The following is a 23645-nucleotide window of genomic DNA, read 5'->3' as shown; positions in this document are numbered from 1 at the left end:
CGGACTGGATCAGTCGTGGGAGTGGAGAGGCTTGCCCGCGAGGGCCAGGTGGGCTTCGCCCATCGCCTCGTTCTGCGTCGGGTGGGCGTGGATGAGCTGCGCGACCTCGGCCGGCAGCGCCTCCCAGTTGTAGATCAGCTGGGCCTCGCCGACCTGCTCGCCCATACGGTCACCGACCATGTGGACGCCGACCACGGCACCGTCCTTGACCTGGACGAGCTTGATCTCGCCCGCGGTCTTCAGGATCTTGCTCTTGCCGTTGCCCGCGAGGTTGTACTTCAGAGCGACGACCTTGTCCGCACCGTAGATCTCCTTGGCCTTGGCCTCGGTGATGCCGACGGAAGCGACCTCGGGGTGGCAGTACGTGACGCGCGGCACACCGTCGTAGTCGACCGGCACGGTCTTCAGACCGGCCAGACGCTCCGCCACCAGCATGCCCTCGGCGAAGCCGACGTGCGCGAGCTGGAGGGTGGGGACGAGGTCGCCGACCGCCGAGATGGTGGGCACGTTGGTCTGCATGTACTCGTCGACGAGGACGTAGCCGCGGTCCATCGCGACGCCCTGCTCCTCGTAACCGAGCCCCTGCGAGACCGGGCCGCGGCCGATCGCGACGAGCAGCAGCTCGGCCTCGAACTCCTTGCCGTTGGCCAGGGTGACCTTGACGCCGTCGGCGGTGTACTCGGCCTTCTCGAAGAAGGCGCCGAGCGAGAAGTTGATGCCGCGCTTGCGGAACGCGCGCTCCAGCAGCTTCGAGCTGTTCTCGTCCTCGACCGGCACGAGGTGCTTGAGGCCCTCGACGATGGTGACGTCGGTGCCGAAGGACTTCCACGCGGACGCGAACTCGACGCCGATGACGCCGCCGCCCAGCACGATCGCGGACTTCGGGACGCGGTCGAGCGTCAGCGCGTGGTCCGAGGAGATGATGCGGTTGCCGTCGATCTCCAGGCCCGGCAGCGACTTCGGCACGGAGCCGGTCGCCAGCAGGACGTGGCGGCCCTGGATGCGCTGGCCGTTGACGTCGACGGAGGTGGGGGAGGAGAGCTTGCCCTCGCCCTCGATGTACGTCACCTTGCGCGAGGCGACCAGGCCCTGCAGACCCTTGTACAGGCCGGCGATGACGTCGTCCTTGTACTTGTGGACGCCCGCCATGTCGACACCGTCGAAGGTGGCCTTGACGCCGAACTGCTCGGACTCGCGTGCCTGGTCGGCGATCTCGCCCGCGTGCAGCAGGGCCTTCGTCGGGATGCAGCCGTTGTGCAGGCAGGTGCCGCCGAGCTTGTTCTTCTCGATCAGGGCGACGTCCAGGCCCAGCTGCGCTCCGCGCAGCGCCGCGGCGTACCCGCCGCTGCCACCGCCGAGGATCACTAGGTCGAAAACGGTGCTGGCGTCGTTCGCCACGTCACGTCCTCCATGCATGTGCGCCGGTCGCCGGTCTTCGACCGGGCGGCGGCTGGTGTTCGGCCGCTTGTATTCGGCCCTGTGGTGGGGGCCCTGTCCTGCCGAGAACCCATCTTCGCACTTGTTGACGGACGGCGGGACGCGGGGCCGGGGTCCGAGACGGTCGCGGGGCCGCCCGTCTCGGATTACTGGGGCGTACGGATGTACGGATTTCGTTGAAGGCGAAATCGGACGTACGTATTCCTCCGTGCGTCCGCTTGTGCGTACGGCCCCGGACGCGAGCCCGGGACCGTACGACCGTACCTATGACGAACGCGCGCGGATCAGCCGAGGTCGCCCGCGGCGGTGCGCTCCGCGAGCGACACCAGCGTGCGGATCGCGGAGCCGGTGCCGCCCTTGGGGGTGTAGCCGAACGGGCCGCCGTCGTTGTAGGCCGGACCCGCGATGTCCAGGTGCGCCCAGGCGATGTCCTCGCCGACGAACTCCTGGAGGAACAGACCGGCGACCAGGCCGCCGCCCATCCGCTCACCCATGTTGGCGATGTCGGCCGTCGCGGAGTCCATGCCCTTGCGGAGCTCGACCGGCATCGGCATCGGCCAGGACTGCTCGCCGGCCTCCTCGGCGATCTCGTGGATCGCGGTACGGAACGACTCGTCGTTGCCCATGACGCCGAAGGTGCGGTTGCCGAGCGCCAGCACCATCGCGCCGGTCAGCGTCGCCACGTCGACGATCGCGTCCGGGCGCTCCTCGGAGGCGCGGGTCAGCGCGTCGGCCAGGACGAGCCGGCCCTCGGCGTCGGTGTTGAGCACCTCGACGGTCTTGCCGCTGTACATGCGCAGCACGTCGCCGGGGCGGGTGGCGCTGCCGGACGGCATGTTCTCGGCAAGCGCCAGCCAGCCGGTGACGTTGACCTTCAGGCCGAGGCGGGCGGCCGTGACGACGGCGGCGAACACGGCGGCGGCGCCGGCCATGTCGCACTTCATCGTCTCGTTGTGGCCGGCCGGCTTCAGCGAGATGCCGCCCGAGTCGTAGGTGATGCCCTTGCCGACGAAGGCAAGGGTCTTCTCCGCCTTGGGGTGCGTGTAGGCGAGCTTCACCAGGCGCGGGCCGTGCTCCGAGCCCTGGCCGACGCCCAGGATGCCGCCGTAACCGCCCTTGGTGAGCGACTTCTCGTCGAGCACCTGCACCTTGAGGCCGTGCTCCTTGCCGGCGGCGGCGGCCACGGCGGCGAAGGACTCGGGGTACAGGTCGTTCGGCGGGGTGTTGACCAGGTCGCGGGCGCGGTTGATCTCCTCGGTCAGCGCCAGCGCGCGCTCCGCGGCGGCCTTGAAGGCCTTGTCGCGCGGCTTGCCGCCGAGCACGGTGACCTCGGCGAGCGGCTGCTTCGCGCCGTTGCCGTCCTTCTCGCCGCCCTGGTACGCGGTGAAGGCGTACGCGCCGAGCAGCGCGCCCTCCGCGACGGCGGCGGCGTCCTCGACGGCCTCGACGGGCAGCGCGAAGCCGGCCTTCTTGGCGCCGCTCAGCGCGCGGGCGGCGACGCCCGCCGCGCGGCGCAGCGACTCGGCGCTGTACGCGTCGTCCTTCTCCAGGGCCTTGCCCAGACCGACAGCCAGGACGACAGGGGACTTGAAGCCCGACGGGGCGGGCAGCTTGGTCACCTCGCCCTCGCCGCCCGTGGCGCCGAGGGTCTCCAGGACGGAGGCGAGCTTTCCGTCGAACGCCTTGTCCACGGCCTCGGCGCCCGGTGCGACAACCAGGTCCCCGGACTTGGATCCGGCGCCCTTCGCCACGCCGACGACGATGGCGTCGGCGCGCAGCGCCGCCGCGCCGGAAGTGCTGAGAGTGAGAGCAGTCACGGTGGTGAAATCTCGCTTCCGTTGAGTTCTTCGGCCGATGGGGTGGGGCCGGCCGTGCCCGGCGCGTCCGTGCCCGGTGGCCCGGCGGCCGGCCGGATGCGCCGGGACCGAGCCTACGCGCGGTTGCCCCCTTCGCTCACAGCAGCGAGCAGTTCACTCATCAGAGGTGTCCTTTTGGTGTTGATGAGGCGCGCGGTGAGGCCTGAGCCACACTCGTGGCAATCCGGCAAGGGCCAATGGCCTTGCTCCGCATGATTTCCACAGATCCCCCGCTATCTCCGTGCGGGTGATCGACAAGGGGGAGGGTGCGCCATGGCGTACAGGACGCGTAGGGGCAGGACCGGGGCGGCTCTGCTGGTGGCCGGTCTGCTCACGGTGGCGGTGCCGCCGACCGGTGCGGCAGCGGCCGCGGTGCCGCGCGTCGATCTGAAGGTGCTGGTCGTCGACGACGGCGGCAGCTCCGTGGACGCGATCGAGTCGGAGCTGCGCGGCACCGGCGTCCCGTACACCGTGGTGCGGCTGGACCAGCCGGGCAGACCGGTGATCGACGCGGCCTTCCTCTCCGACACGGTGGACGGCCGGCCGCGCGCCAAGTACCAGGGGGTCGTCCTGCCCAGTGCCGAACCGTTCGGCGCCGGCTCCGCGGAGTCGCAGGCCCTGGCCGCGTACGAGAAGGCCTTCGGCATCCGGCAGGTCGACGCGTACAACTGGGCGCACCCCGGTGTCGGTCTCGACTACACCAACGACGGCGGGTACGCCGGACCGCTCGACGGGGTGAAGGCGGCGGTGACCCCGGCGGGGAGGGCCGGTCCCTTCGGCTACCTCGACGGCGCCGTCGAGTTCGAGGACAACTCGCCCTCCGTCGGGGAGAGCTACGGATACGCGGGGCGCCCCCGGGAGGGCTACACCAGCTATCTGGACATGCCGGTCGCCGGTGACGGCGGCGGGCGGGCCAGCCTCGTCGGCGAGTACGCCCGCGACGGACGCCGGGAGCTGGTCGTCACCTTCGCCTACAACCGCCACCAGCGGCAGTTCCGGCTGCTCGCCCGGGGCGTCGTCGCATGGCTCACCCAGGGCGTGCACCTCGGGCAGAGCCGCAACTACTTCTCGGTGCACGTCGACGACGTCTTCGCGCCCGACAGCCGCTGGGACACCGAGCTCAACTGCACCCCCGGGGACTTCGACTGCGGGAACGGCGAGGGGCAGGGCACCACACCGATCCGGATGACCGCCGCGGACGCGCAGTACGCCGCCCAGTGGCAGCTGAAAGCCGGCTTCACCCTCGACATGGTCTACAACGCGGGCTCCGGCGAGGCGTGGAAGGCCGCGCACGACGGCAGCGACCCGCTCACCACGCAGCTGGTGGCCGACCGGGCGAAGTACCGCTGGGTGAACCACACGTACACGCATCCCTTCCTGGGCTGCGTCCAGGACACCTCGTCCGTGCCCTGGCAGTGCGCGAAGAACGCGACGGGCGGCACGCTGTGGACGAGCCGCGCCGAGATCTCCGCCCAGATCAGGAACAACCACTCCTGGGCGGTCGGCAAGGGCATCGCCGTCGACCGGGCCGAGCTGGTCACCGGTGAGCACTCGGGCCTGAAGACGCTTCCGCAGCAGCCGGTGGACAACCCGAACCTGGCCGGCGCGTTCGCCGACAACGGGGTGAAGTGGGTCGCGAGCGACAACTCGCGCGAGCCGGGCCAGCGGGCCGTGGGCAGCGCGCTCACCGTGCCGCGCCACCCGATGAACGTGTACTACAACGTCGGCACCGCCGCCGAGATGGCCGACGAGTACAACTGGGTCTACAGCACCAGGGCCGACGGCGGCAGCGGCGTCTGCGAGACCAATCCGGGTTCCACCTGCCTCGACGACCCGCTCGACCCGGCCACCGGCTACGCGACGCACATCGCGCCGCAGGAGGCGCGCACGGCGCTCGGCCACGTCATGGCCAACGACCCGCGCCCGCACTACGTCCACCAGTCGAACCTGGCGGAGGAGCGGATCCTCTACCCCGTCCTGGACCGGGTGCTCGGTGACTACCGCGCCCTCTTCGCGGACAACACCCCGGTCGTCAACCCGCGCCACCGGGAGGCAGGGCAGGAACTCGCCCGCCGCGCCGCGTGGGACAAGGCGCTCGCCGACGGCAGGGTCACGGCGTACCGCATCGGCACGACCGTCACGGTCAAGGCGCCCTCGGGGGTCGTGGCGCCCGTCACCGCGCCGGAGGGCACGCGCAAGCAACTGCTGCTCGGCACCGGCGTGTTCGGAGCGGCCTACGCGGGACAGCGCTCGGCCTGGACGGCGCCCGAGTCGCTCCAGCAGGCGATCACGCTGCGCCTTCCGGCCTGACCGGTACGCCCGGCCCGCCCGGTACGCCCCGCCACCCGGCCCGACCGCCCGGGTGGCAGGGCCGTACCGCCCGATCCGCCTGCCCGGCCCGCCCGTGGCCGCCCGACCAGCGGCGCACGGCGCCGCACCCGTCCTGGGGGACACGACCATGAGCCGCGGGCTCCACGTCAGCATGCTCACCGAAGGCACCTATCCGCACGTCCAGGGAGGCGTCAGCACCTGGTGCGACCAGCTCGTGCGCGGGATGCCGGACGTCGGCTTCCACGTCGTCTCGCTCACCGGCAGCGGTCATGAGCCCGTCACCTGGGAGTTGCCGGACAACGTCCACCGGCACACGACCGTCCCGCTGTGGGGCGGGGAGGCGAGGGCGCCGCGCCGCACCCCGCGTTCCCTCCTCGGCCGCGAGAGCCGCCGCTTCCTCGCCGCGTACGAGCGCTTCCTGCTCGCCGTGCTCGATCCGGAGGCCGGCTGCGACTTCGGCCACGAGCTGTACGTCCTCGCCGCGCTCTCCCGCCAGGGCCGGCTGCCCCCCGCCCTGCGCTCGGAGGCGGCCCTGCGGACCCTCACCAGGGTCTGGACGATGCGGCACCTGGCGACGGCACGCGCCGCCCCCACGCTCGACGACGCCCTCACCGCCGGCGACCTGCTGGAGCACCTGCTCCGCCCGCTGGCCACCCGCATCCCCGCCGGCAACGTCGCGCACGCCGTCAGCAGCGGGCTCGCCACCCTCCCCGCGCTCGCCGCCAAGCACTTCGACGGCGCGCCCTTCCTCCTCACCGAACACGGCATCTACCTGCGCGAGCGCTACCTCGGCCGGCGCCCGGCCGGCCAGCGCTGGCCGGTCAGGGCGCTGCTCCTCGGCTTCTACCGCGAGCTGAACTCGCTCGGCTACCGGGAGGCCGACCTGATCACCCCCTGCAACCAGTACAACCGCCGGTGGGAGGAGCGCGGCGGCGCGCCCGCCGCGCGCATCCGCACCGTCTACAACGGCGTCGACCCGCAGCTCTTCCCGTACGCCGGTCCCGAGCCGGACGTCCCCACGCTCACCTGGGCCGGCCGCATCGACCCCATCAAGGACCTGGAGACGCTGGTACGGGCCTACGCACTGGCCCGCGCCCGGCTCCCGAAGCTGCGGCTGCGGCTCTTCGGAGGGGTGCCGGAGGGCGGCGAGGCGTACCGCACGACACTGGAGAAGCTGGCGGCGGAGCTCGGGGTCACCGACGGCATCACCTTCGAAGGGCGCGTGTCCGACGTGGCCCGCGCCTACGGGGCGGGGCACATCGTGATGCTCTCCAGCATCAGCGAGGGCTTCCCCTTCAGCATCCTCGAAGCGATGTCCTGCGGCCGCACGACGGTCTCGACGGACGTCGGCGGCGTACGGGAAGCCGTCGGCGACACGGGGATCGTCGTGCCGCCGCGCGAACCCGGCACCATGGCGCGGGCGGTGCTCGCCCTGATGGCCGACGACGCCCGGCGCACGGCACTCGGGCGGCTCGCGCGGCAGCGGGTCGTCGACCTGTTCACCCTGCGCCGCTCGGTCGAGGGCTTCCGCCGGATCTACCACGAACTGGACGGCGCACCGGACGTGTCCGGTCTGCTCTCCGTGCCTCCCACCGCCGACGGGCCTTCCACCGGTCCCTCCGCAGGGCCTTCCGCCGGCTGGGCGACCGAGACCAGGGCCCCCTGGTGGGGCGACCTGTCGCAGCACGGGGCGGCGTGATGAGCGGCCCCGCGCGCACGGGCGCGGGCGTACGGCGCGGCACACCGCCCCCCGTGCCGGGGCCATGGCCGCGCTGGGCGGCGGACCCGCTCGACGAACTGGCCGCCCGCCTGGGGGAGTCGGCGGCGGCCGCCGTCCACCCCGACGAGATCGCCGCGATCCTGGAGTCCGACGGGATGACGGACGATCACATCCGGCTCACGTACGGGCGCGAGAACTCCTTCGCCCTGGCGGAGGACCTGTTCGCACGCGTGCCCCGCGCCTACCCCGAACCGGAGCCGCCGCGGACGGCGGTGAGCCCGTGGGACATGGGCCTGACCGGATGTCTGCTGCGCGGACTGGTGTTCGCGCTGCCGGGGCTCGCGTACGTCCTGGGGGCGCCGTTCCTGGCGAGCCCGCCGGGGGACGGGAGCGGCCTGCCCGCCGGGACGGACGTCCTGCTCGTGGGCACGCTCGTCGGCTGGGCGTGGAACCAGGCCCTGGCCCACCGCGCCTACGCCTGGCTCGGCGCCGGCGGCCGCCGCTCCGCGTCCCGCGCGCTGCTGACCGGCGCCCCGGCGGGCGCCCTGCTCGGCACGGTGGCCGCGCTCGCCGTGGCGGGACCGGGCGACGGCGGGGCGACGGCGTTCGCCACGGCGCAGGCGCTGTACCAGGGCGCGGCGACGGCGCTGCTCGTGCTGGGCCGCGAGCGCGCGCTGCTGTCCGCGCTGACCCCCATGACGGCGGGCGCTCTGCTGACCCTGGTGTACGACGTGCCGTCCCCGGCGCGGGCGGCGCTGCTCGCGGTGTCGGGGGCGGCGGTCGTGGTCCTGGCGGGCCGCGAGGTGCTGCGGGCTCGCGGCGCCGCTGTGGCGTCCGGGGCGCGGGGCCCGGGGCGGCGTACCGGTGCGGGGAAGGGGCGGGCGGGGAAGGGAGCCGCCGCCCCGGGCGGGGCAGGCGCCGGCGCGCCGCGCGGGCCGTCCCTGCTGCGGTCGGTGCCGTACGGCGTCTTCGGCCTGGCCACCGGCACCCTCGTCCTGCACGCCGTGCTGCGCAACACCCTCGCGGGGGAGGCCGCCTCCGGCGTCGTCGCGGCCCCCGGCGCCGTCGCGCTGACGCTCAGCATGGGCCCCGCCGAGTGGCTCCTGTACCGGTTCCGGCGCGGATGCGACGCGGGGCTGCGGCGCAGTACCACCCCCCGGGCCTTCCGGCGCGCCGCCACCCTCGTCCTGGGCCGGTGCCTCGGCGCGTACGTGGCCCTGCTGTTCGCCCTGCTCGCCGCGACGACCCTGCTGTGGATCGGCGCGCCCGTACCCGACCCGGCCCGCGCCACCGGCCTGCTGCTCATCGGCGTCACCCTGTGGACGGGGCTGCTGCTCCAGGCGTTCGGCGCGGTGACCACCGCTGCGACGGTCTGCGGCACGGCGGCGCTCCTGCGGACGGCCGCCCTCTTCGCGGACCCGCCCGTCCCCGCCGTCGCCGCGTTCGCCGTCCCCGTGGTCGCGGCGGCGGTCCTGACCGCCCTGGTCTGCGTACTGCTCGGTCGCGCCACGGCCCACCGTCGCTGAGAATGTCCGGGTGAAGAAGCTGCTCGTGCCCTTCTACGAGCATCCGGCGCAGCGCCCGGACGCCTGGGAGGCCGTCGTCCGCGCGGCCCCGCGCCTCTACGGCGTGGTGCTCAACCCCGCCAACGGCCCCGGCGCCGCGCCCGATCCGGCCTTCGCTGCCGTGTCCGCGCGCCTGCGTGCGGCGGGCGTACGCGTCCTCGGGTACACCGACACCGACTACGCGCACCGCCCGTACCCCGTCGTGGTCCAGGACCTGCTGCGGCACCGCGACTGGTACGGCGCGGACGGCGCGTTCCTCGACCAGGCCGCGGCGGGGCCGCGGGCGCTGGCGCACTACCGCCGGCTGGCCGTCGCCGCGCGGGCGGCCGGGGCGGCCACCGTCGTCCTCAACCACGGCGTGCTGCCCGACCCCGGCTACTTCGAACTCGCCGACCTCCTCGTCACGTTCGAGGGCACCTGGGACACGTACCGCACGACGGCCGACGTGCGGCCCGCCCCGGCCGCGCACGCGCGTGAGCGGCATTGCCACCTCGTGTACGCCGCCCCGCCCGCCGCCGCGTTCACCGCCGCCGTCGGCTGCGCCGTACCCGGTGAGGCGCCCCACCCCTGGGGGACGCTGCCGCACTCCCTGGAGGCGGCCCGGTGAGGCGCGGAGGCGTCCTGCTCCCGCTGCTCGCGCTGCTGCTGCTCGCGGGGTGCACCGGCGGCGGCTCTCCCGCGCCGGACGACCGCGGGCCGAGGAGCGCCCGCTGGCAGCCGGAGCCCGGCACCGCGTGGCAGTGGCAGCTCAGCGGCACGCTGGACCCGGACGTCGACGTACCGGTGTACGACATCGACGGCCTCGACCACCCCGCCTCGGCCGTCGCGGACCTGCACCGGCGCGGCCGCAAGGTCATCTGCTACCTCTCGACCGGCGCGTGGGAGGACTTCAGGGCGGACGCCGGCGCGTTCCCCGCGTCCGTACTGGGGCGCGGCAACGGCTGGAAGGGCGAGCGCTGGCTGGACATCCGCCGTACCGACGTCCTGGAGCCCCTGATGGCCGCCCGCATGGACATCTGCCGCGACAAGGGATTCGACGCCGTCGAGCCCGACAACATGGACGGCTACCGCAACCGCACCGGCTTCCCCCTGACGGCCGGCGACCAGCTCCGCTACAACCGGCTGATCGCCCGCCTCGCGCACGACCGGGGCCTGGCCGTCGGACTCAAGAACGACCTGGACCAGATCCCCGAACTGGTCGGCGACTTCGACTTCGCGGTCAACGAGCAGTGCGCCCAGTACGACGAGTGCGAGGAACTCACGCCGTTCATCCGGGCCGGCAAGGCGGTCTTCCACGTCGAGTACGAGGTGCCGACCAGCCGCTTCTGCCCCACGTCGCGAAAGCTGCGGCTCAGTTCGATGCTGAAGAAGTACGAGCTGGGGGTGTGGCGCGAGCCCTGCGACTGACCCCGCCGCGCCGTGTGCCCGCCCGCCGCCCCTCCGGCCGCCCGTCCCGTCGTCGGTCCGGCCCTACTCGTCCTCCGGGCAGCCGTACGTCGTACCGCCCTGCCGCCACTCCTTTCCCGCGTCGATGTTCTTCCCCGGGTCCCCGCACATCAGCACCGGCGCCGAGCCGTCCTTGCCGTGGTGCAGGACGGTCAGCAGCTTGTTGAGCGGCCGTTGCAGCGAACCCGCCGCGAACCGCAGGCGGCCGCTGGCGCCCTCCAGGTCGAACGAGCCGCTGTTGACGATCTGCTGGACGTTGGGGCGCGACAGTTCGACACCCGCGGCGTTCGCCTGACTCGTGGCCTGGGCGAGCACCTGCACCGCGTCGTGGGCGAGCGCGGCGTGCCCGTCGTTCAGCCAGAGGTCGGACCCGGTGAACTCCTCGGTGTAGGCGTCGTGGAAGGCCTTCGCCGTCGCGCTGCGGTCCGGATGCCCGGCCGGCAGCATATGGGCCGTGTGATAGAGGCGCAGCCACGACTTCCCGACGAATCCGCCGGAAAGGGCGGCATTGGTGAGTTCGTTTCCGCCCACGACGGTGAGGTCCCTGTTCGCGCATTTGCTCAGGCTCTGGTAAGTCTCCAGGAAATTGTCGAACTCCCTTACCCGGGACGTCCAGTAAACGAGTGTGTTCCTTTTCCCGGCGACCCGGCCGCACACCGCCTCGGCCACCTCCGACATGCTGAACTTCATGTCGAGGTCGGACTCGTTCGGTACGACGACTCCGCTGTTCCCACCGGGGATGTAGCCGATACGGCTGCCGGTGGAGCGGAAGTTCCTGGCGAACTCCTTGCCCAGTTCGTCGCTGTACACATCGGTCGGGTCGGTCACCACGGCGACGCCTTCGGCGGGGGCGCAGGAATCGCTCCCCGTACGCACCGTGTTCGCCCTTCTCACGAACTCCGCGACGACCCGCGCCTCCCGCTTGTTGTTCGGCGCGGCGCCATGGTAGTAACGCCCGACCTCCATGGCTTTCGCCGTGGCGGTGGAACTCACGATGGGAATGCGGGCCGAATTCAGCACGCGCAGCGCCTCGACGGTCTCCTTCCGGCTCTCGGTGAATCCCGTGACGCCGATGAGGTGCTGGTCCTTCTTCGCCTCGCGGACGACCTCGGCCGCCACCTCGCGGGCGTTCGCGAACTGCACCCCGGCGTCGTACGTCTTGATCCGAACCCAGATCCCGTTGTCGTTGGCGGGCGCCAGTCGGTGCAGCGACCGCTGGGCCAGGGCCAGCCCGCGCAGCTCGGGGACGGCTCCGCCGGACCGGCGCTCCGCCTCGTTCGCCGCCATCGAGGCGCGCACGTGGGCGATGGTCACCGTCCGCTCGGGCCTGCCCTGGGTCTCGGCGACCCTGTTCTGCTCGGCGATCATGTCGAGTGCGTCGGCGTACTGGGTGGGCAGCCCGGGCCCGGGGGATTCGGGCCGCCCCACGTAGTCCGATCCGGTGAGGCACCGCGTGTAGGTGTCGGTGAAGGGGCTGCCGAGGTACGGGATCCAGGCGAGCTGCCCGGCGAGCCACAGGGCGACGGCCAGCGCCCCCGCTTCGAGGGCCAGTTCCCGGCCCGGCCGCAGCCGCACCCACGGCGTCCACACCGGAAGCACCGCGACGCTGCGGCTGCCCGGCTCGGGCCGGGGGAGCCGCACCTCGTACGGCGTGGGGATCGCCCCCTTCGGCGGGTCGAGCCGGCGCGCCGCCTCCTCCAGCGTGCCGGCGCCCGGCGCCGCGTCGTGCGTGTCGGGCAGCGCGGCGACGACCACCGTGGCGGCGTTGGGGCCCGGCCGCTGGAGCTCGGCGTACAGCCGGACGAACCCGGTGACGGCAGTGCTGCCCCCGTCACCTCCGCCGGGCCCCGGGCGGGTGCCGTTGAGCAGCAGCGCGTGGCGGGGCCGGCGGCGTCTGCGGCCGGGATGCAGCAGGCCCTGGCGCGCGTGGGCGTACAGATCGGTCATCAGGGCCGTCAGCAGCAGCCCGTCCCACCGCTCGGCGTCCCGGGTGTCGCCGCCGGGGCGTACGGCCGCCTCCCAGGTCCGGCGGAACTCGTCGAGCGCGGCGGCGTACGTGCGCTTCCCCCGGTAGTTCTCCGGCCACAGCAGGCGAAAGCGCCTGCGCCGGGCCAGCCGCCATTCCCAGCCGAGCTCCCAGAGCTTCAGGTGCAGGCGTTCCGCGAGCGACCAGAGCGAACGGAGCGGGACCGTCATGAAACCCGCGTTGAGAGTGGGGCCCGTGGTGTCCCGGGTGGGAAGTACGGCGGTCGTACGGCCCCGGTGCCTGGCGAACACCCGGTCGGCCAGCTGGGCGTCGGTCCCGGCCTCGTGGTCGGCGACGTCGCGCAGCAGGTCGTAGGCGGGCAGCCGCAGCCGGCCCGCCTCGTCGGGGGCGTTCTCGCGCAGTTGCTCGGCGATCCTCGCGATCAGCTCGGTCCTGGAGCCGCCGCGCCAGTCGACGTGCGCGTACGGCGTGCACGGCACGATGCCGCGCGCCCTCGACGAGCGCTGGAGGCCGAGCTCCAGGGCCTCCAGGGCCTGCTGGGCCTCCTCCGGTCCGGTGCGCAGCACGACGGGCGGGTGCTTGGGGCCGCGTTTCGACAGCCGTGACCGGCCGCGCACCGCCTTGCGGTAGGCCTCGGTGAACTCGCCGCTGTGGTCCCAGCCAGGAAACTCGGGCATCTTCTGTCTCCCCCGACAGCCGTGGGGGAAGAGCGTGCACCGCGCGGTGACGAGCCGTCAACCGCCTTGTTCACGCCCAAAATTCACCCGTCACTTCAGCACCAGGACCACCAGGGCGGCCGTCGCGGCGGTCTCCGCCACGCCGCCGAACACGTCGCCGGTGACCCCTTCGAAGCGGCGCACGCAGTGCCGCAGCAGCAGGTGCGCGGCGCCGAGCGCGGCCAGTACGGCGGCGGCGTACCGCAGCGCGGCGTACGGGCCGGACCACGCGCCCGCGCCACTCGCGCAGACGGCGGCCACCAGGGCGGCGACGGCGATCGCCGCCCCCGTCGGGACCGTCCCCGCGACCGCCGCGCCGAGCCCCTCCGGGCGGGCCGGAGGGACGCCCGTACGGGAGGCGAGCGTCAGGGCGAGGCGGGCGGCGACGGCCGAGACGGCGGCGCCGGCCGCGCCGTGCGCCCACCCGGCGGCGTACAGCTCGTAGAGCGCGGCGACCTGGGCGAGGAGCGTGAACAGCAGCGTGATGACACCGAACGGACCGATGTCCGACTGCTTCATGACGCGCAGCGCCTCCTCGGCCGGTTTGCCGCTCCCCAGCCCGTCGGCGGTGTCGGCGAGGCCGTCGAGGTGCAGCCCGCGGGTCAGGACGGCGGGTACGGCGGCGCTCGCCACGGCGGCGAGCAGCGGCCCCGCCCCGAGCCCCAGGAGTACCCCGCCGGCGCCCGCCGCGCACAGACCCACCGCGATCCCGGCCAGGGGAGCGCACAGCATCCCGGCGCGCGCCGCCTCGCGGTCCCAGCGGGTCAGGCGCACGGGAAAGACGGTGAGCGTGCCGAAGGCGAAACGTATGCCGTCCCGGAGCAGGGAGGCCGCGGCGAGGAGAGAGGTCACGGCGCGCACGCTAGTCGCCCGACGCGGCCGGTAAGTTGCGCATAACGCACAAAAGCCTCCAGAGGGGAAGCGAGTGGCATGGGTCACTGGTGGTATCGCAACATCCTGGAGCCGGGGAAACTCCCCCTGCTGCTGGCCCTGCTCTCCTTCATCCTGTCGTTCCTGATCACCCGCACCATCACCCGGCTGATCCGGGCGGGGCGCGGCCCCTTCAAGAACGTCTCACCGGGCGGTCTGCACATCCACCATGTGGTTCCCGGCGTGATCCTGATGACGATCGGCGGATTCGGCGCGGTGGCCACCGGTGCGCACGGCATCAGCTCGGCGCTCTGCGCGGTGATCTTCGGCATCGGAGCCGGGCTGGTCCTCGACGAGTTCGCCCTGGTCCTGCACCTCGACGACGTGTACTGGAGCGAACAGGGCCGGCAGAGCGTGGAGATCGTGGTCGTCACCGCCGCGCTGGTGGGGCTCGTCCTCATCGGCTCCGTCCCGTTCGGCGTCGACCAGCTGACGCCGGACGAGGAGCAGAGCCGGGGCCTCGTCGTCCTGAACGTCTGCTTCAACTTCCTCCTGGCGATCATCTCCCTCACCAAGGGGAAGCTGCTGACCGCGCTCTTCGGCACGGTCGTGCCCCTGGTCGCGCTCGTCGGCGCGATCCGGCTGGCCAAGCCGGGCTCCCCGTGGGCCAGGCACGCCTACCGCCGGCGCCCCAAGGCCCGCGCCCGCGCGGCGCTGCGGCTGTGGCACCACGACCGCCGCTGGTCGGGGCTCAGCCGGAAGTTCCAGGACATGATCGGCGGGACCCCTGACCGGACGCCGTCGCCCGAACGGAAGTGAACGGTCACCGCCGGGTCTCCAGGTGCTTGCGGTGCATCCACTTGGGCAGCCCGGGTGCTTCGAGGAAACCCTCGGCGCGGGCCGCCGCGAGGCCGATGCGCAACAGGTCGGAGCTCTTCTCGAAGAGCATGAACCGGGGCTCCCAGATCGGCCGGTACTTGGCGTTGGCGCGGTACAGCGACTCGATCTGCCACCAGCGCGAGAAGAAACTGAGCAGCGAACGCCACATCCGCAGGACCGGCCCCGCCCCGAGCTTCGAGCCGCGTTCGAAGACCGACCTGAACATCGCGAAGTTCAGCGAGACCTGCGTGATCCCGAGCTGCCCGGCGCTCTGGAGCAGCTCGATGACCATGAACTCCATCAGACCGTTCTCGGAGTCGCGGTCCCGCCGCATCAGGTCGAGGGACAGGCCGTGCGGCCCCCAGGGCACGAAGCTCAGTACGGCCCTCAGGTCCCTCTGCCCGTCGGCGCATTCGAGCATGACGCACTGCCCGTCCGCCGGGTCCCCGAGCCTGCCGAGCGCCATCGAGAAGCCGCGCTCGGTCTCCCCGTCGCGCCAGTCGTCGGCCCTGCGCAGCAGCTCGGCCATCTCGTCGTCGGGGATGTCCGCGTGGCGCCGGACGCGGACCGTGTATCCCGCCCGCTTCACACGGTTGTACGCCTGGCGCACCGTGCGCATCGCGCGCCCCTCCAGCGTGAACTCGTCGATCTCGACGATCGCCTCGTCGCCCAGCTCCAGGGCGTCCAGCCCGTGCCGTGCGTAGACGGTGCCGCCCTCCTCGCTCGCGCCCATCACGGCGGGGATCCAGCCGTGCGCGCGCGCCTCGGCCAGCCACGGCTCGATCGCGCCGGGCCACGCCTCGGGGTCGCCGATCGGGTCGCCGGACGCCAGCGACACGCCGCCGACGACCCGGTACGTGACGGCGGCCTTGCCGGTGGGGGACCAGACGGCGCTCTTCTCACGGCGCAGCGCGAAGTAGCCGAGGGAGTCGCGCTCGCCGAACCGGTCGAGGAGCGCGCGCAGTCCGGCCTCGTCCTCCTCGGTGATCGGCTCGACGGTCCTGCGGGAGCGGAACGCGGCGTACAGGACGGCGAGGAGCAGCAGCGTGCTCATCGCGTTGATGGTGACGTTGACCCAGCCCGGCGTGGTGATGCCCTGCGGGCGGGCGTCGTCGGGCGCCAGCGACACCAGCCGCATCACGCCGTACCGCCAGCGGTCCAGGAACGAGGACCGGTCGTCGTCGGGCGCGGTGTTGCTGACCGTGACCAGGAGCGCGGCGATCAGCGAGGTGGCCAGCAGCCCGCCGAGGGCCACGACGGCCGCGAGCACCGGGTTGGAGCGGTCGCCCTTGGCGTAGAACTCGCGGCGGCCGAGCAACAGGGCCGCCACGAAAGCGGCGGTGAGGATCAGGGAGGCCCAGTTCTGCCAGTACTGCCGGACCTCCGGGAAGAGCATCGCGAGGGCGAACAGCAGCAGGAACAGCCCGCCGAGTACGACGTTGAGGATCCAGGCGGCGCGCTTGCGGCGGCGCATGGTGATGGCCAGGAAGAGCGTGAAGGCGCCGGAGGCGAAGCCCGCGGTCAGCAGGTAGGGGGTGAAGTAGTCGTCGGTGTTGTGGCGTCGCAGATCCTGGCCGAGCGAAACCCACACGGCGCTCAGGAAGTTGATGAACGTGACGACGCGCAGGTACCAGACGGCGAAGGCCGCGGCGCGGCGCGAGCGGGGGGTGCCGCGCCTGATCGCCGGGCTCGTTCGGTTCGTTCCTTCGGCGGCCAAGCGGACTTCTCCCATGAAACGCGATGATATGGGGCATCACGCCGTCGGGAGCGCGTGCGTGCGGCCGGTGGCCGCCGGCCGCACACCCGGTCTAGTCCGTCGTGTTCACGGTCCCGGCGGCCGCCTCGTCGGAGGACGCGCCGTCGTCGGCGCCGGTCTCGTCCGTGCCGGCCGGCGTGTTCGCCGCCCCGGGCTCCCGCTCGGGCAGCTCCGCCGCGAGGGCGGCGGCAGCCTGTACGAGAGGGAGCGCGAGCAGTGCCCCGGTTCCTTCCCCCACAGTGACGCCCTGGTCGAGCAGGGGGTTGAGCGCCATCCGGTCCAGTGCCTTGGCCTGACCCGGCTCCCCGCTCACCTGGCCCGCGAGCCACCAGTCGGGCGCCCGGAACGCGGCGCGCTGGCCCACCAGCGCGCAGGCGGCGGAGACCACGCCGTCGAGGATGACCGGCGTACGCCGCACCGCGCACTGGAGCAGGAATCCGGTCGCCGCGGCGAGGTCGGCGCCGCCGACGGTCGCCAGCAGCTCCAGCTGGTCGCCGAGCACGGGCCGCGCCCGGCGCAGCGCGTCGCGGATGGCGGCGCACTTGCGCATCCACGCCAGGTCGTCGATGGGAGCGCCGCCGCGGCCGGTGACCACGGAGGCGTCGGTGCCGCACAGGGCGGCGATCAGGGTCGCGGCGGCGGTGGTGCCGCCGACGCTCAGATCGCCCAGTACGACGAGGTCGGTGCCGGAGTCGGCCTCCTCGTCGGCGATCGCCATGCCGAGGCGGACGGCCTGCTCGGCCTCTTCGAGGGTGAGCGCGTCCTCGACGTCGATACGCCCGGAGCCGCGCCGCACGCGGTGGCGTACGACGTCTTCGGGCAGCAGCCCCGGGTCGCAGTCGAGCCCCGCGTCGACGACGCGCACGCTCGCCCCGGCGCGGCGGGCCAGTACGGCGACGGGGCTCTCGCCGTCCAGCACGGCGCGCACGAGGCGGTGCGCGCCGCCGGCGGGCCGGGCGGAGACGCCGAGCTCGGCGACGCCGTGGTCGGCGGCGAACAGGACCACGCGGGGCCGCTCGATGGGCTCGACCCGTACGGACGCCTGCGCGGCCGACAGCCACTCGCCCAGCTCGTCGAGCCGGCCGAGCGCGCCGGGCGGCACGATCAGGCGTTCCCGGCGTTCCTCGGCATCGCGCCGGACGCCGCCGTCGGGGCGTTCGATCAGGTCGGAGAAGTCGTCGAGGTTAAGCGAGCTCATTCGCCGAACAGTACCGGCACGATTGCTGACGCACCGTCAGGGGTGTCGGCGGTCCGGCGCGACTCCTGCCGTGCGTGCCGGCCCTTCCGGAACCGGACCGAACGGAACCGGCCCGGCCCGGCCCGGCCCGGCCCGGCCCGGCCCGGCCCGGCCCGGCCCGGGCGCCGCGCCCGACACCGGCGGCCGCACGCGCCCCCCGCCCCGTTCACCCCCGCAGCACCACCGCCTGCCCCGCCACCACCAGCAGCACCTGCTCGCACTCACCGGCGAAGGCCGCGTTCAGCCGTCCCAGTTCGTCACGGAAGCGGCGGCCGCTCGCCGTGGCCGGTACGACGCCCGAGCCGACCTCGTTGCTCACCGCCACCACCGTCCGCCGCGTCCGGCGCACCGCGTCCACCAGCTCCGTCACCCGTTCCCCCAGCGCCCGCCGCCCGTGCGCCGCCCACTTCTCGTCGTCCCACGCCCCGACCCGGTCCATCGCGTCGGTCAGCCACAGCGCCAGGCAGTCGATCAGCAGCGGCGGCCCCTGCGCCGCGAGCAGCGGAACCAGCTCGCACGTCTCCTCCGTGCGCCAGGCGCCCGGCCTGCGGTCCCGGTGCAGACCCACCCGCTGCGCCCACTCCGCGTCACCCTCCCGCGCCCCACTCGTGGCGACGTACACCACCTGGGGAAACGTCTCCAGACGCCGCTCCGCCTCCACCGACTTGCCCGACCGCGCGCCGCCCAGGACCAGCGTCCGGCGCGGCACGTCGGGCACCGCGTGGTACTCGCCGACGATCACCGTCGTCCCGTCCGGCACCGCCCGCGCGCCCGCCGCCGCGAGCCGCCGCCCCAGCTCGAGCCCCGGCGGCACGTCGTGGTCGAGGTGCACGGCGATGACGTCGGTGGTCGCGACGACGGCCCCGGCGGCCCGCAGCCGCGCCAGCGCGTCCGGCCGGCCCGTCACGTCGGCGAGGACCATGTCGTACCTACGGCTGTCCGTCGTCCCTCCGGCCGGCGCGCCGCCCGGCGGCAGGTACAGCATCAGCTCCCCGTCGGGCGAGGCCACCTCGTACCCCGTGCCGGGCGAGTCCATCGGCACCGCCCGCACCCGGTGTCCGCTGATCAGCGTCAGCTCCCGCCCGTCCGGCACCCGGCCCGCCGCCGGCAGTCCGGGCGGCAGCTCCACCGGGGGCCCGTCGTGCGGGTGCGTCAGCAGCACCTGCCGCACGCCGGTGAGCGAGTGCCCGGCACGGGCCGCGGCCAGCGCGGCCCCCGGCGTCAGGTCGAGTAGCAGGGCGCCGTCCACGAGCAACGCGGTCGCCGCCCGGGCGAGCGGGCCGCGGGCGGTGGCGCACGAGGCGCAGGGGCAGTCGGGGCGGGGCAGGCCGGCCGGGGCCCCGGTGCCGAGGAGAGTCAGTTCCACGAGGACGATCCTCCCGCGTCCCCGCCGGTGGTGCGCGCCCGGCTACTCTGCGGGGCAGGCTGTGCTGGACGAAAGCACGGGTGGGACCCGGGAGGCGACATGGCGTGGACGTGGCGGTTCGAGAAGGCCGACGGTACGGAGGTCCAGCCGGCGGTGGTGCCGGAGGAGTTCACCACGCAGGGCGACGCGGAGTCGTGGATCGGCGAGGTCTGGAAGGACCTGGTCGAGGGCGGCGCCGACCAGGTGGTGCTCTTCGACGACGGCACGAAGATCTACGGCCCGATGAACCTGCACGCCGACGAGGCCTGACGGGCCGGTAGTGCCCGACGCGTCCCGGCGGTCCGGGCGCGCGTCCCGGCCGTCGTACGGGCTCCCGTGCGAGCCCGTACGGCGGCCGACGCACAAGGTGTTCCGCCCGCTTCCCGAGCGCACCCGGGGATGCGGCGGCCGCCCCTGGACCTCGCCGGACTAGATCTCGCCCAGCGTCACATCCGCCGTGCGCCGCTCCTCGCCGCGCAGGTAACCCACCCGCACCCGGTCGCCCGGCTCGTGCGAGGCCAGGGCCTCCGCCAGCGAGGTGATCGTGGTGATCTCGGCCCCGCCGAGTGCGGTGATGACATCGCCGGCCCGCAGCCCCGCCGTCGCCGCCGCGCCGCCCTCCTCGGCCGACACCACGGCGACGCCGGTCGGCGCGAACTCGTCGTCCACGACGGTGCGGCCCGTGATGTCCAGCGCCGCCCGCCCCGAGTCGGTGACCCGGCCGTCCCGCACGATCTGGCCGGCGATCGTCCGTACCGTCGAGGACGGGATCGCGAACCCGATCCCCGGCGCCGCCCCGCCGCCCATCCGGGGGTCGGTGGCCGCCAGTGTCGGGATACCGATGACCTCGCCGTCGAGGTTGACCAGGGCTCCGCCGCTGTTGCCCGGGTTGATCGCGGCCGACGTCTGCACCATGTTCGCGATGGTCGCGCCCGTGCCGCCGCCCGAACGGCCCGCGCTCACCGTCCGGCCGACCGCCGAGACGATGCCCTGGGTGACGCTGCTCGACAGGCCCAGCGGGCTGCCCATCGCCAGCACGATCTGCCCCACCTCGACCTCCGAGGAGTCCGCCAGCCGGGCGGGCCGCAGTCCGTCGGGGACGCTGTCCAGCTTGACGACGGCGAGGTCCTGGTCCGGGTACGCGGCGACGAGCCGGGCGCGGAGCGAGCCGCCACCGGTGGCCACCGTGACCTTGAAGTCCCGTTCGCCGCCGACCACATGGGCGTTGGTGACGACATGGCCCCGGTCGTCGTGGACGACACCCGAGCCGAGCCCGTCGGCCCCCTCGATCTGCACGACCGACGGCAGTACGTCGCGGATCACCCGCCGGTACTCGCTCTCCAGGTCCTGCAGCGCCACCGGCGCCCCCGCCTCCGCGCTCGCCCGCGGCGACGCGGACACCGCCGGGGAGTCGGAGCACCCGCTCAGGCAGGCCAGTACGACCGCACAGGCCGCGGCGGTCACGGGCAGGGGAAGCCGTCGGAGTGCACCACCGGGGGCATGTGATCCATCCATGCCTGGAGTGTCCCTTTCGGGGGAATCCAAGGCCCGTGGAGAAGGTCCATCGGAGGGGCGGCGGGGCGAGGGCCCACAGGGCCGGACCGGCGGGCGGTACGCCGCCGTCCGGGCGGCAGGCTCAGCCCCGTACGCCACACAGGTGCAGCAGCGCCGCGACCCGGCGGTAGGGGTCGGACCGTCCCGCACGGTCCTCCAGGGCCAGGATCCGCTCCAGCTCCTGCGGCGGCAGCCGCGAGGCGTCGTCGGCGTCACCCTCGACGTTGTCGGTGAAGACCCGCACGCCGTACCAGGTGTGCAGCGGCGCGGCGATTCCGGCGAGCGTCGACGTCAGGGCGTCGAGGCGGTCGGCGCGCACCCGCAGGCCGAGCCGGCTGGTGTAGGCGTCCGAGTCGAACGCGGCGAGCGCCCCGGCCCAGTCGCCGGCCAGGCCCGGCCGCATCGCGAGCGCGTCGGCGTTCCGTACGAGCAGGGACAGCAGCCCGCCGGGCGCCAGCATCCGGCCGAGCCCCGCCACCATGGCGTCGGGCTCCTCGACGTACATCAGCACGCCGTGGCACAGCACCACGTCGAAGCTGCCCGGCAGGAAGTGCACCCCGGTCTCCAGGCCGTCGCCCTCGACCAGGCGCATCCGCTCGCGGATGCCCTCGGGCTCGCCGGCGAGCGCCTCGCGGGCCGCGACCAGCATGTCCGGGTCGGACTCCAGGCCGGTCACCTTGTGACCGGCCCGGGCCAGCCGCAGGGCCTGCGTTCCCTGGCCCATGCCCACGTCGAGCACGGACAGGCGCCGGCCCACCGGGAAGCGGGCCGATATCTGCTCGTCGAGCTGGCGCGCGACCAGTTCCTGGCGGACGGTGTCGCGCAGCGTGCCGACACCCTTCAGCCAGTCGGCCGCCGCGCCCTCGAACCGCGCGATAGCGGTGGGATCTTCCGTGCTCAGGGCCGATCCCCGCGCTTGACCTGGGGCTTCGGCAGGCGCAGGCGGCGCATCTGGAGCGTGCGCATCAGGCCGTAGGCGACGGCGCCGCGCTTCGGCTCGTTCGGGAAGCGCTCGTTGAGCTGCTTCTTGAGCCGGACGACCAGGCCGATCGAGTCGATCACGATCATCACGATCACGCCGAGCCACAGCAGCAGCGCGATGTTCTGGATGTTGCTCATGCGGATCATGCTCAGGACGAGGATCACCACCGCGAGCGGCAGGAAGAACTCGGCCACGCAGAAGCGCGAGTCGACGAAGTCGCGAACGAAGCGGCGGACGGGGCCCTTGTCGCGGGCCGGCAGGTAGCGCTCGTCCCCGCTCGCCAGTGCCTCCCGCTGCCTTGCCAGGTCCGCACGGCGGGCCTCGCGCTGACGCTTCATCGCCTCCTTGCGGTTCGAGGGAGCCACCGCACCGTTGCGGCGCTGCGACTGTGCGACAGCGCGCTTCGGGGTGGGGCGGCCCTTCGGGGCCTGCGGGTCACGGGACGCTTTGGAGAGGTCCACCTGCACCTTGTCGGTGGGGGCCTTCTCTTCCTTGGAGGAACGGCTACGGAACACAAAGCCCAAGGGTACGGGGTACGGCGCATGGACCCCAGCCCGGAGGGGAACGATCCCGCAACGGTCGGTTTCCCCGGCCTTCACCTACTCCCTGAGCTGGAGCCCGGCGGGCCGCAGTCGTCCTGGAGGAGGAGCGCATCGGCCCGCGAACAGTGCGGTAATGGATGCAGGGCCCGTAGTGTGGGTTCAAGTGCTGGAGCTGGTTCCGTAGTCCGTCAGAAGGGGGCGCGCGAAGCCCATGAGCGGTGTCATGAAGCGTATGGGGATGATCTTCCGCGCGAAGGCAAACAAGGCCCTTGACCGGGCCGAGGATCCGCGCGAGACCCTCGATTACTCGTACCAGAAGCAGCTGGAGCTGCTGCAGAAGGTACGCCGCGGTGTCGCCGACGTGGCGACGTCGCGCAAGCGGCTCGAACTGCAGCTGAACCAGTTGCAGGGCCAGTCGTCCAAGCTGGAGGACCAGGGCCGCAAGGCGCTCGCGCTCGGCCGCGAGGACCTCGCCCGTGAGGCGCTGTCCCGCCGTGCCGCGTTGCAGCAGCAGGTAACCGACCTGGAGACGCAGCACCAGACGCTCCAGGGCGAGGAGGAGAAGCTGACGCTCGCCGCACAGCGCCTCCAGGCCAAGGTCGACGCCTTCCGTACGAAGAAGGAGACCATCAAGGCCACCTACACCGCCGCGCAGGCGCAGACCCGGATCGGCGAGGCGTTCTCGGGCATCTCCGAGGAGATGGGCGACGTCGGCCTGGCGATCCAGCGGGCCGAGGACAAGACCGCGCAGCTCCAGGCGCGGGCCGGCGCGATCGACGAGCTGCTGGCGTCCGGCGCCCTGGACGACTCGTCCGGGATGGCGAAGGACGACATCGCCGCCGAGCTGGACCGCATCTCCGGTGGTACAGATGTAGAGCTGGAGCTGCAGCGCATGAAGGCCGAGCTGGCGGGCGGTCCGACGGCGCAGCAGCAGGCGCTCGAAGGCGGCGCGCAGGACGGTACGCAGGCGCCCCAGGACCGGCACAAGTTCGACAAGCAGTAGGCCGCCGCACTCCGCACTCCGCGAAGGAGCACGTCGTGATCGTACGGATCATGGGGGAGGGCCAGGTGGAGGTGGCCGGCAGTCACCTCGCCGAACTCAACAAGCTCGACGACGAACTGCTCGCCGAGATGGAGGGCGGCGACGAGTCCGGCTTCCGGCGCACGCTCGGCGCGCTGCTCGAAGCGGTACGCCGCCTCGGGAAGCCGCTGGCGGACGAGTCCCTCGAACCCTCCGAGCTGATCCTCCCGGCCGAGGACGCGACACTCGACGAGGTCCGCGAGATGCTGACCGACGAAGGCTTGATCCCGGACTCGGTCTGAGCCGGGCCAGGCCCCTCCAGCCCCGCACATCACACGATG

The 23645-nt window shown here is 73.2% G+C and carries 19 protein-coding genes; 9 read left to right on the top strand and 10 right to left on the bottom strand.

From position 1 onward, the window contains the following. Positions 1-9: 9 nt before the first annotated feature. Together lpdA and IE185_RS02255 are read right to left on the bottom strand one after the other, a co-directional pair. Positions 10-1398: a dihydrolipoyl dehydrogenase gene (lpdA, locus tag IE185_RS02260; RefSeq protein ID WP_167519076.1), complete on the bottom strand. Its 1389-nt coding sequence runs from the start codon at positions 1396-1398 to the stop codon at positions 10-12. Between the two features lie 323 nt (positions 1399-1721). Continuing rightward, positions 1722-3254: a leucyl aminopeptidase gene (locus IE185_RS02255; RefSeq protein WP_138897959.1), complete on the bottom strand. Its 1533-nt coding sequence runs from the start codon at positions 3252-3254 to the stop codon at positions 1722-1724. Positions 3255-3566: 312 nt separating this feature from the next. On the opposite strand from IE185_RS02255, the gene IE185_RS02250 reads away from it, so the two are divergent. The 5 genes from IE185_RS02250 to IE185_RS02230 all read left to right on the top strand — a co-directional run bounded on the left by IE185_RS02250 (position 3567) and on the right by IE185_RS02230 (position 10316). Continuing rightward, a complete protein-coding gene (locus tag IE185_RS02250; RefSeq protein WP_229843311.1) occupies positions 3567-5603 on the top strand; it encodes a hypothetical protein in 2037 nt (678 codons plus the stop codon). Positions 5604-5751: 148 nt separating this feature from the next. Next, on the top strand, positions 5752-7323 hold the full coding sequence (pelF, locus tag IE185_RS02245) for a GT4 family glycosyltransferase PelF (RefSeq protein WP_138899205.1): 1572 nt from the start codon (positions 5752-5754) through the stop codon (positions 7321-7323). Continuing rightward, the gene (locus IE185_RS02240) at positions 7323-8870 is read left to right on the top strand and encodes a hypothetical protein (RefSeq protein ID WP_229843310.1); all 1548 of its coding nucleotides are present in this window, start codon (positions 7323-7325) and stop codon (positions 8868-8870) included. The genes pelF and IE185_RS02240 overlap by 1 nt, the downstream gene beginning before the upstream one ends. Positions 8871-8880: 10 nt before the next feature. Beyond that, the gene (locus IE185_RS02235) at positions 8881-9516 is read left to right on the top strand and encodes a spherulation-specific family 4 protein (protein WP_189714487.1); all 636 of its coding nucleotides are present in this window, start codon (positions 8881-8883) and stop codon (positions 9514-9516) included. Next, positions 9513-10316 carry an endo alpha-1,4 polygalactosaminidase gene (locus IE185_RS02230; protein ID WP_189714485.1) on the top strand — a complete coding sequence of 268 codons (804 nt, stop codon included), beginning with the start codon at positions 9513-9515 and terminating at the stop codon, positions 10314-10316. Before IE185_RS02235 ends, IE185_RS02230 begins: the two co-directional genes overlap by 4 nt. A gap of 63 nt (positions 10317-10379) precedes the next feature. Here IE185_RS02230 and IE185_RS02225 read toward each other — a convergent pair whose 3' ends face one another. Together IE185_RS02225 and IE185_RS02220 are read right to left on the bottom strand one after the other, a co-directional pair. Next, complete coding sequence (locus IE185_RS02225) at positions 10380-13019, bottom strand: hypothetical protein (protein ID WP_138897446.1); 2640 nt, start codon at positions 13017-13019, stop codon at positions 10380-10382. Positions 13020-13109: 90 nt separating this feature from the next. Beyond that, positions 13110-13910, bottom strand: coding sequence for an adenosylcobinamide-GDP ribazoletransferase (locus IE185_RS02220; protein ID WP_229843309.1), 801 nt, complete (start codon positions 13908-13910; stop codon positions 13110-13112). Between the two features lie 78 nt (positions 13911-13988). Here IE185_RS02220 and IE185_RS02215 point away from each other — a divergent pair, with 78 nt between their 5' ends. Beyond that, positions 13989-14747, top strand: a complete 759-nt coding sequence (locus IE185_RS02215; protein ID WP_138897447.1) for a hypothetical protein — start codon at positions 13989-13991, stop codon at positions 14745-14747. 4 nt (positions 14748-14751) lie between these two features. Here the strand turns inward: IE185_RS02215 and IE185_RS02210 are convergent, their stop codons facing one another. From IE185_RS02210 to IE185_RS02200, 3 genes are all read right to left on the bottom strand, one after another. After that, the gene (locus IE185_RS02210) at positions 14752-16539 is read right to left on the bottom strand and encodes a phosphatidylglycerol lysyltransferase domain-containing protein (RefSeq protein ID WP_138897448.1); all 1788 of its coding nucleotides are present in this window, start codon (positions 16537-16539) and stop codon (positions 14752-14754) included. A gap of 76 nt (positions 16540-16615) precedes the next feature. Beyond that, positions 16616-17761 (bottom strand): nicotinate-nucleotide--dimethylbenzimidazole phosphoribosyltransferase, encoded by a 1146-nt coding sequence (gene cobT / locus IE185_RS02205; RefSeq protein WP_138897449.1) that lies wholly within the window; start codon positions 17759-17761, stop codon positions 16616-16618. 205 nt (positions 17762-17966) lie between these two features. Next, positions 17967-19166, bottom strand: a complete 1200-nt coding sequence (locus IE185_RS02200) for a bifunctional adenosylcobinamide kinase/adenosylcobinamide-phosphate guanylyltransferase (protein ID WP_189714483.1) — start codon at positions 19164-19166, stop codon at positions 17967-17969. A 99-nt stretch (positions 19167-19265) separates the two neighbouring features. Between IE185_RS02200 and IE185_RS02195 the strand changes: the two genes are divergently transcribed. Then, positions 19266-19475: a hypothetical protein gene (locus IE185_RS02195; RefSeq protein ID WP_138895437.1), complete on the top strand. Its 210-nt coding sequence runs from the start codon at positions 19266-19268 to the stop codon at positions 19473-19475. A gap of 159 nt (positions 19476-19634) precedes the next feature. Here IE185_RS02195 and IE185_RS02190 read toward each other — a convergent pair whose 3' ends face one another. The 3 genes from IE185_RS02190 to IE185_RS02180 form a co-directional block, all read right to left on the bottom strand. Beyond that, positions 19635-20720: a S1C family serine protease gene (locus IE185_RS02190; protein WP_138895436.1), complete on the bottom strand. Its 1086-nt coding sequence runs from the start codon at positions 20718-20720 to the stop codon at positions 19635-19637. A 121-nt stretch (positions 20721-20841) separates the two neighbouring features. After that, the gene (locus IE185_RS02185) at positions 20842-21585 is read right to left on the bottom strand and encodes a class I SAM-dependent methyltransferase (RefSeq protein ID WP_229843344.1); all 744 of its coding nucleotides are present in this window, start codon (positions 21583-21585) and stop codon (positions 20842-20844) included. A gap of 71 nt (positions 21586-21656) precedes the next feature. Then, on the bottom strand, positions 21657-22256 hold the full coding sequence (locus tag IE185_RS02180) for a DUF3043 domain-containing protein (protein WP_138895435.1): 600 nt from the start codon (positions 22254-22256) through the stop codon (positions 21657-21659). A 250-nt stretch (positions 22257-22506) separates the two neighbouring features. Between IE185_RS02180 and IE185_RS02175 the strand changes: the two genes are divergently transcribed. Both IE185_RS02175 and pspAA read left to right on the top strand, forming a co-directional pair. Continuing rightward, positions 22507-23286 carry a PspA/IM30 family protein gene (locus tag IE185_RS02175; RefSeq protein WP_138895434.1) on the top strand — a complete coding sequence of 260 codons (780 nt, stop codon included), beginning with the start codon at positions 22507-22509 and terminating at the stop codon, positions 23284-23286. Positions 23287-23321: 35 nt separating this feature from the next. Then, a complete protein-coding gene (gene pspAA / locus IE185_RS02170) occupies positions 23322-23606 on the top strand; it encodes a PspA-associated protein PspAA (RefSeq protein ID WP_138895433.1) in 285 nt (94 codons plus the stop codon). Positions 23607-23645: the final 39 nt, after the last annotated feature.

Source organism: Streptomyces chryseus, from assembly GCF_014650755.1.
GTDB classification, from domain to species: Bacteria; Actinomycetota; Actinomycetes; order Streptomycetales; family Streptomycetaceae; genus Streptomyces; species Streptomyces chryseus.
The sequence above is the reverse complement of the archived record's forward strand: the minus strand, read 5'-3'. Positions and strand labels throughout refer to the sequence as shown.

What these genes read in the sequence shown, in the direction of transcription:
- IE185_RS02250 (WP_229843311.1), top strand. Translation starts at nt 3,567, where the DNA reads ATGGCGTACAGGACGCGTAGGGGCAGGACCGGGGCGGCTCTGCTGGTG.
- pelF (WP_138899205.1), top strand. Translation starts at nt 5,752, where the DNA reads ATGAGCCGCGGGCTCCACGTCAGCATGCTCACCGAAGGCACCTATCCG.
- IE185_RS02240 (WP_229843310.1), top strand. Translation starts at nt 7,323, where the DNA reads ATGAGCGGCCCCGCGCGCACGGGCGCGGGCGTACGGCGCGGCACACCG.
- IE185_RS02225 (WP_138897446.1), bottom strand. Translation starts at nt 13,019, where the DNA reads ATGCCCGAGTTTCCTGGCTGGGACCACAGCGGCGAGTTCACCGAGGCC.
- IE185_RS02215 (WP_138897447.1), top strand. Translation starts at nt 13,989, where the DNA reads ATGGGTCACTGGTGGTATCGCAACATCCTGGAGCCGGGGAAACTCCCC.
- IE185_RS02210 (WP_138897448.1), bottom strand. Translation starts at nt 16,539, where the DNA reads ATGGGAGAAGTCCGCTTGGCCGCCGAAGGAACGAACCGAACGAGCCCG.
- cobT (WP_138897449.1), bottom strand. Translation starts at nt 17,761, where the DNA reads ATGAGCTCGCTTAACCTCGACGACTTCTCCGACCTGATCGAACGCCCC.
- IE185_RS02195 (WP_138895437.1), top strand. Translation starts at nt 19,266, where the DNA reads ATGGCGTGGACGTGGCGGTTCGAGAAGGCCGACGGTACGGAGGTCCAG.
- IE185_RS02190 (WP_138895436.1), bottom strand. Translation starts at nt 20,720, where the DNA reads ATGGATGGATCACATGCCCCCGGTGGTGCACTCCGACGGCTTCCCCTG.
- IE185_RS02175 (WP_138895434.1), top strand. Translation starts at nt 22,507, where the DNA reads ATGAAGCGTATGGGGATGATCTTCCGCGCGAAGGCAAACAAGGCCCTT.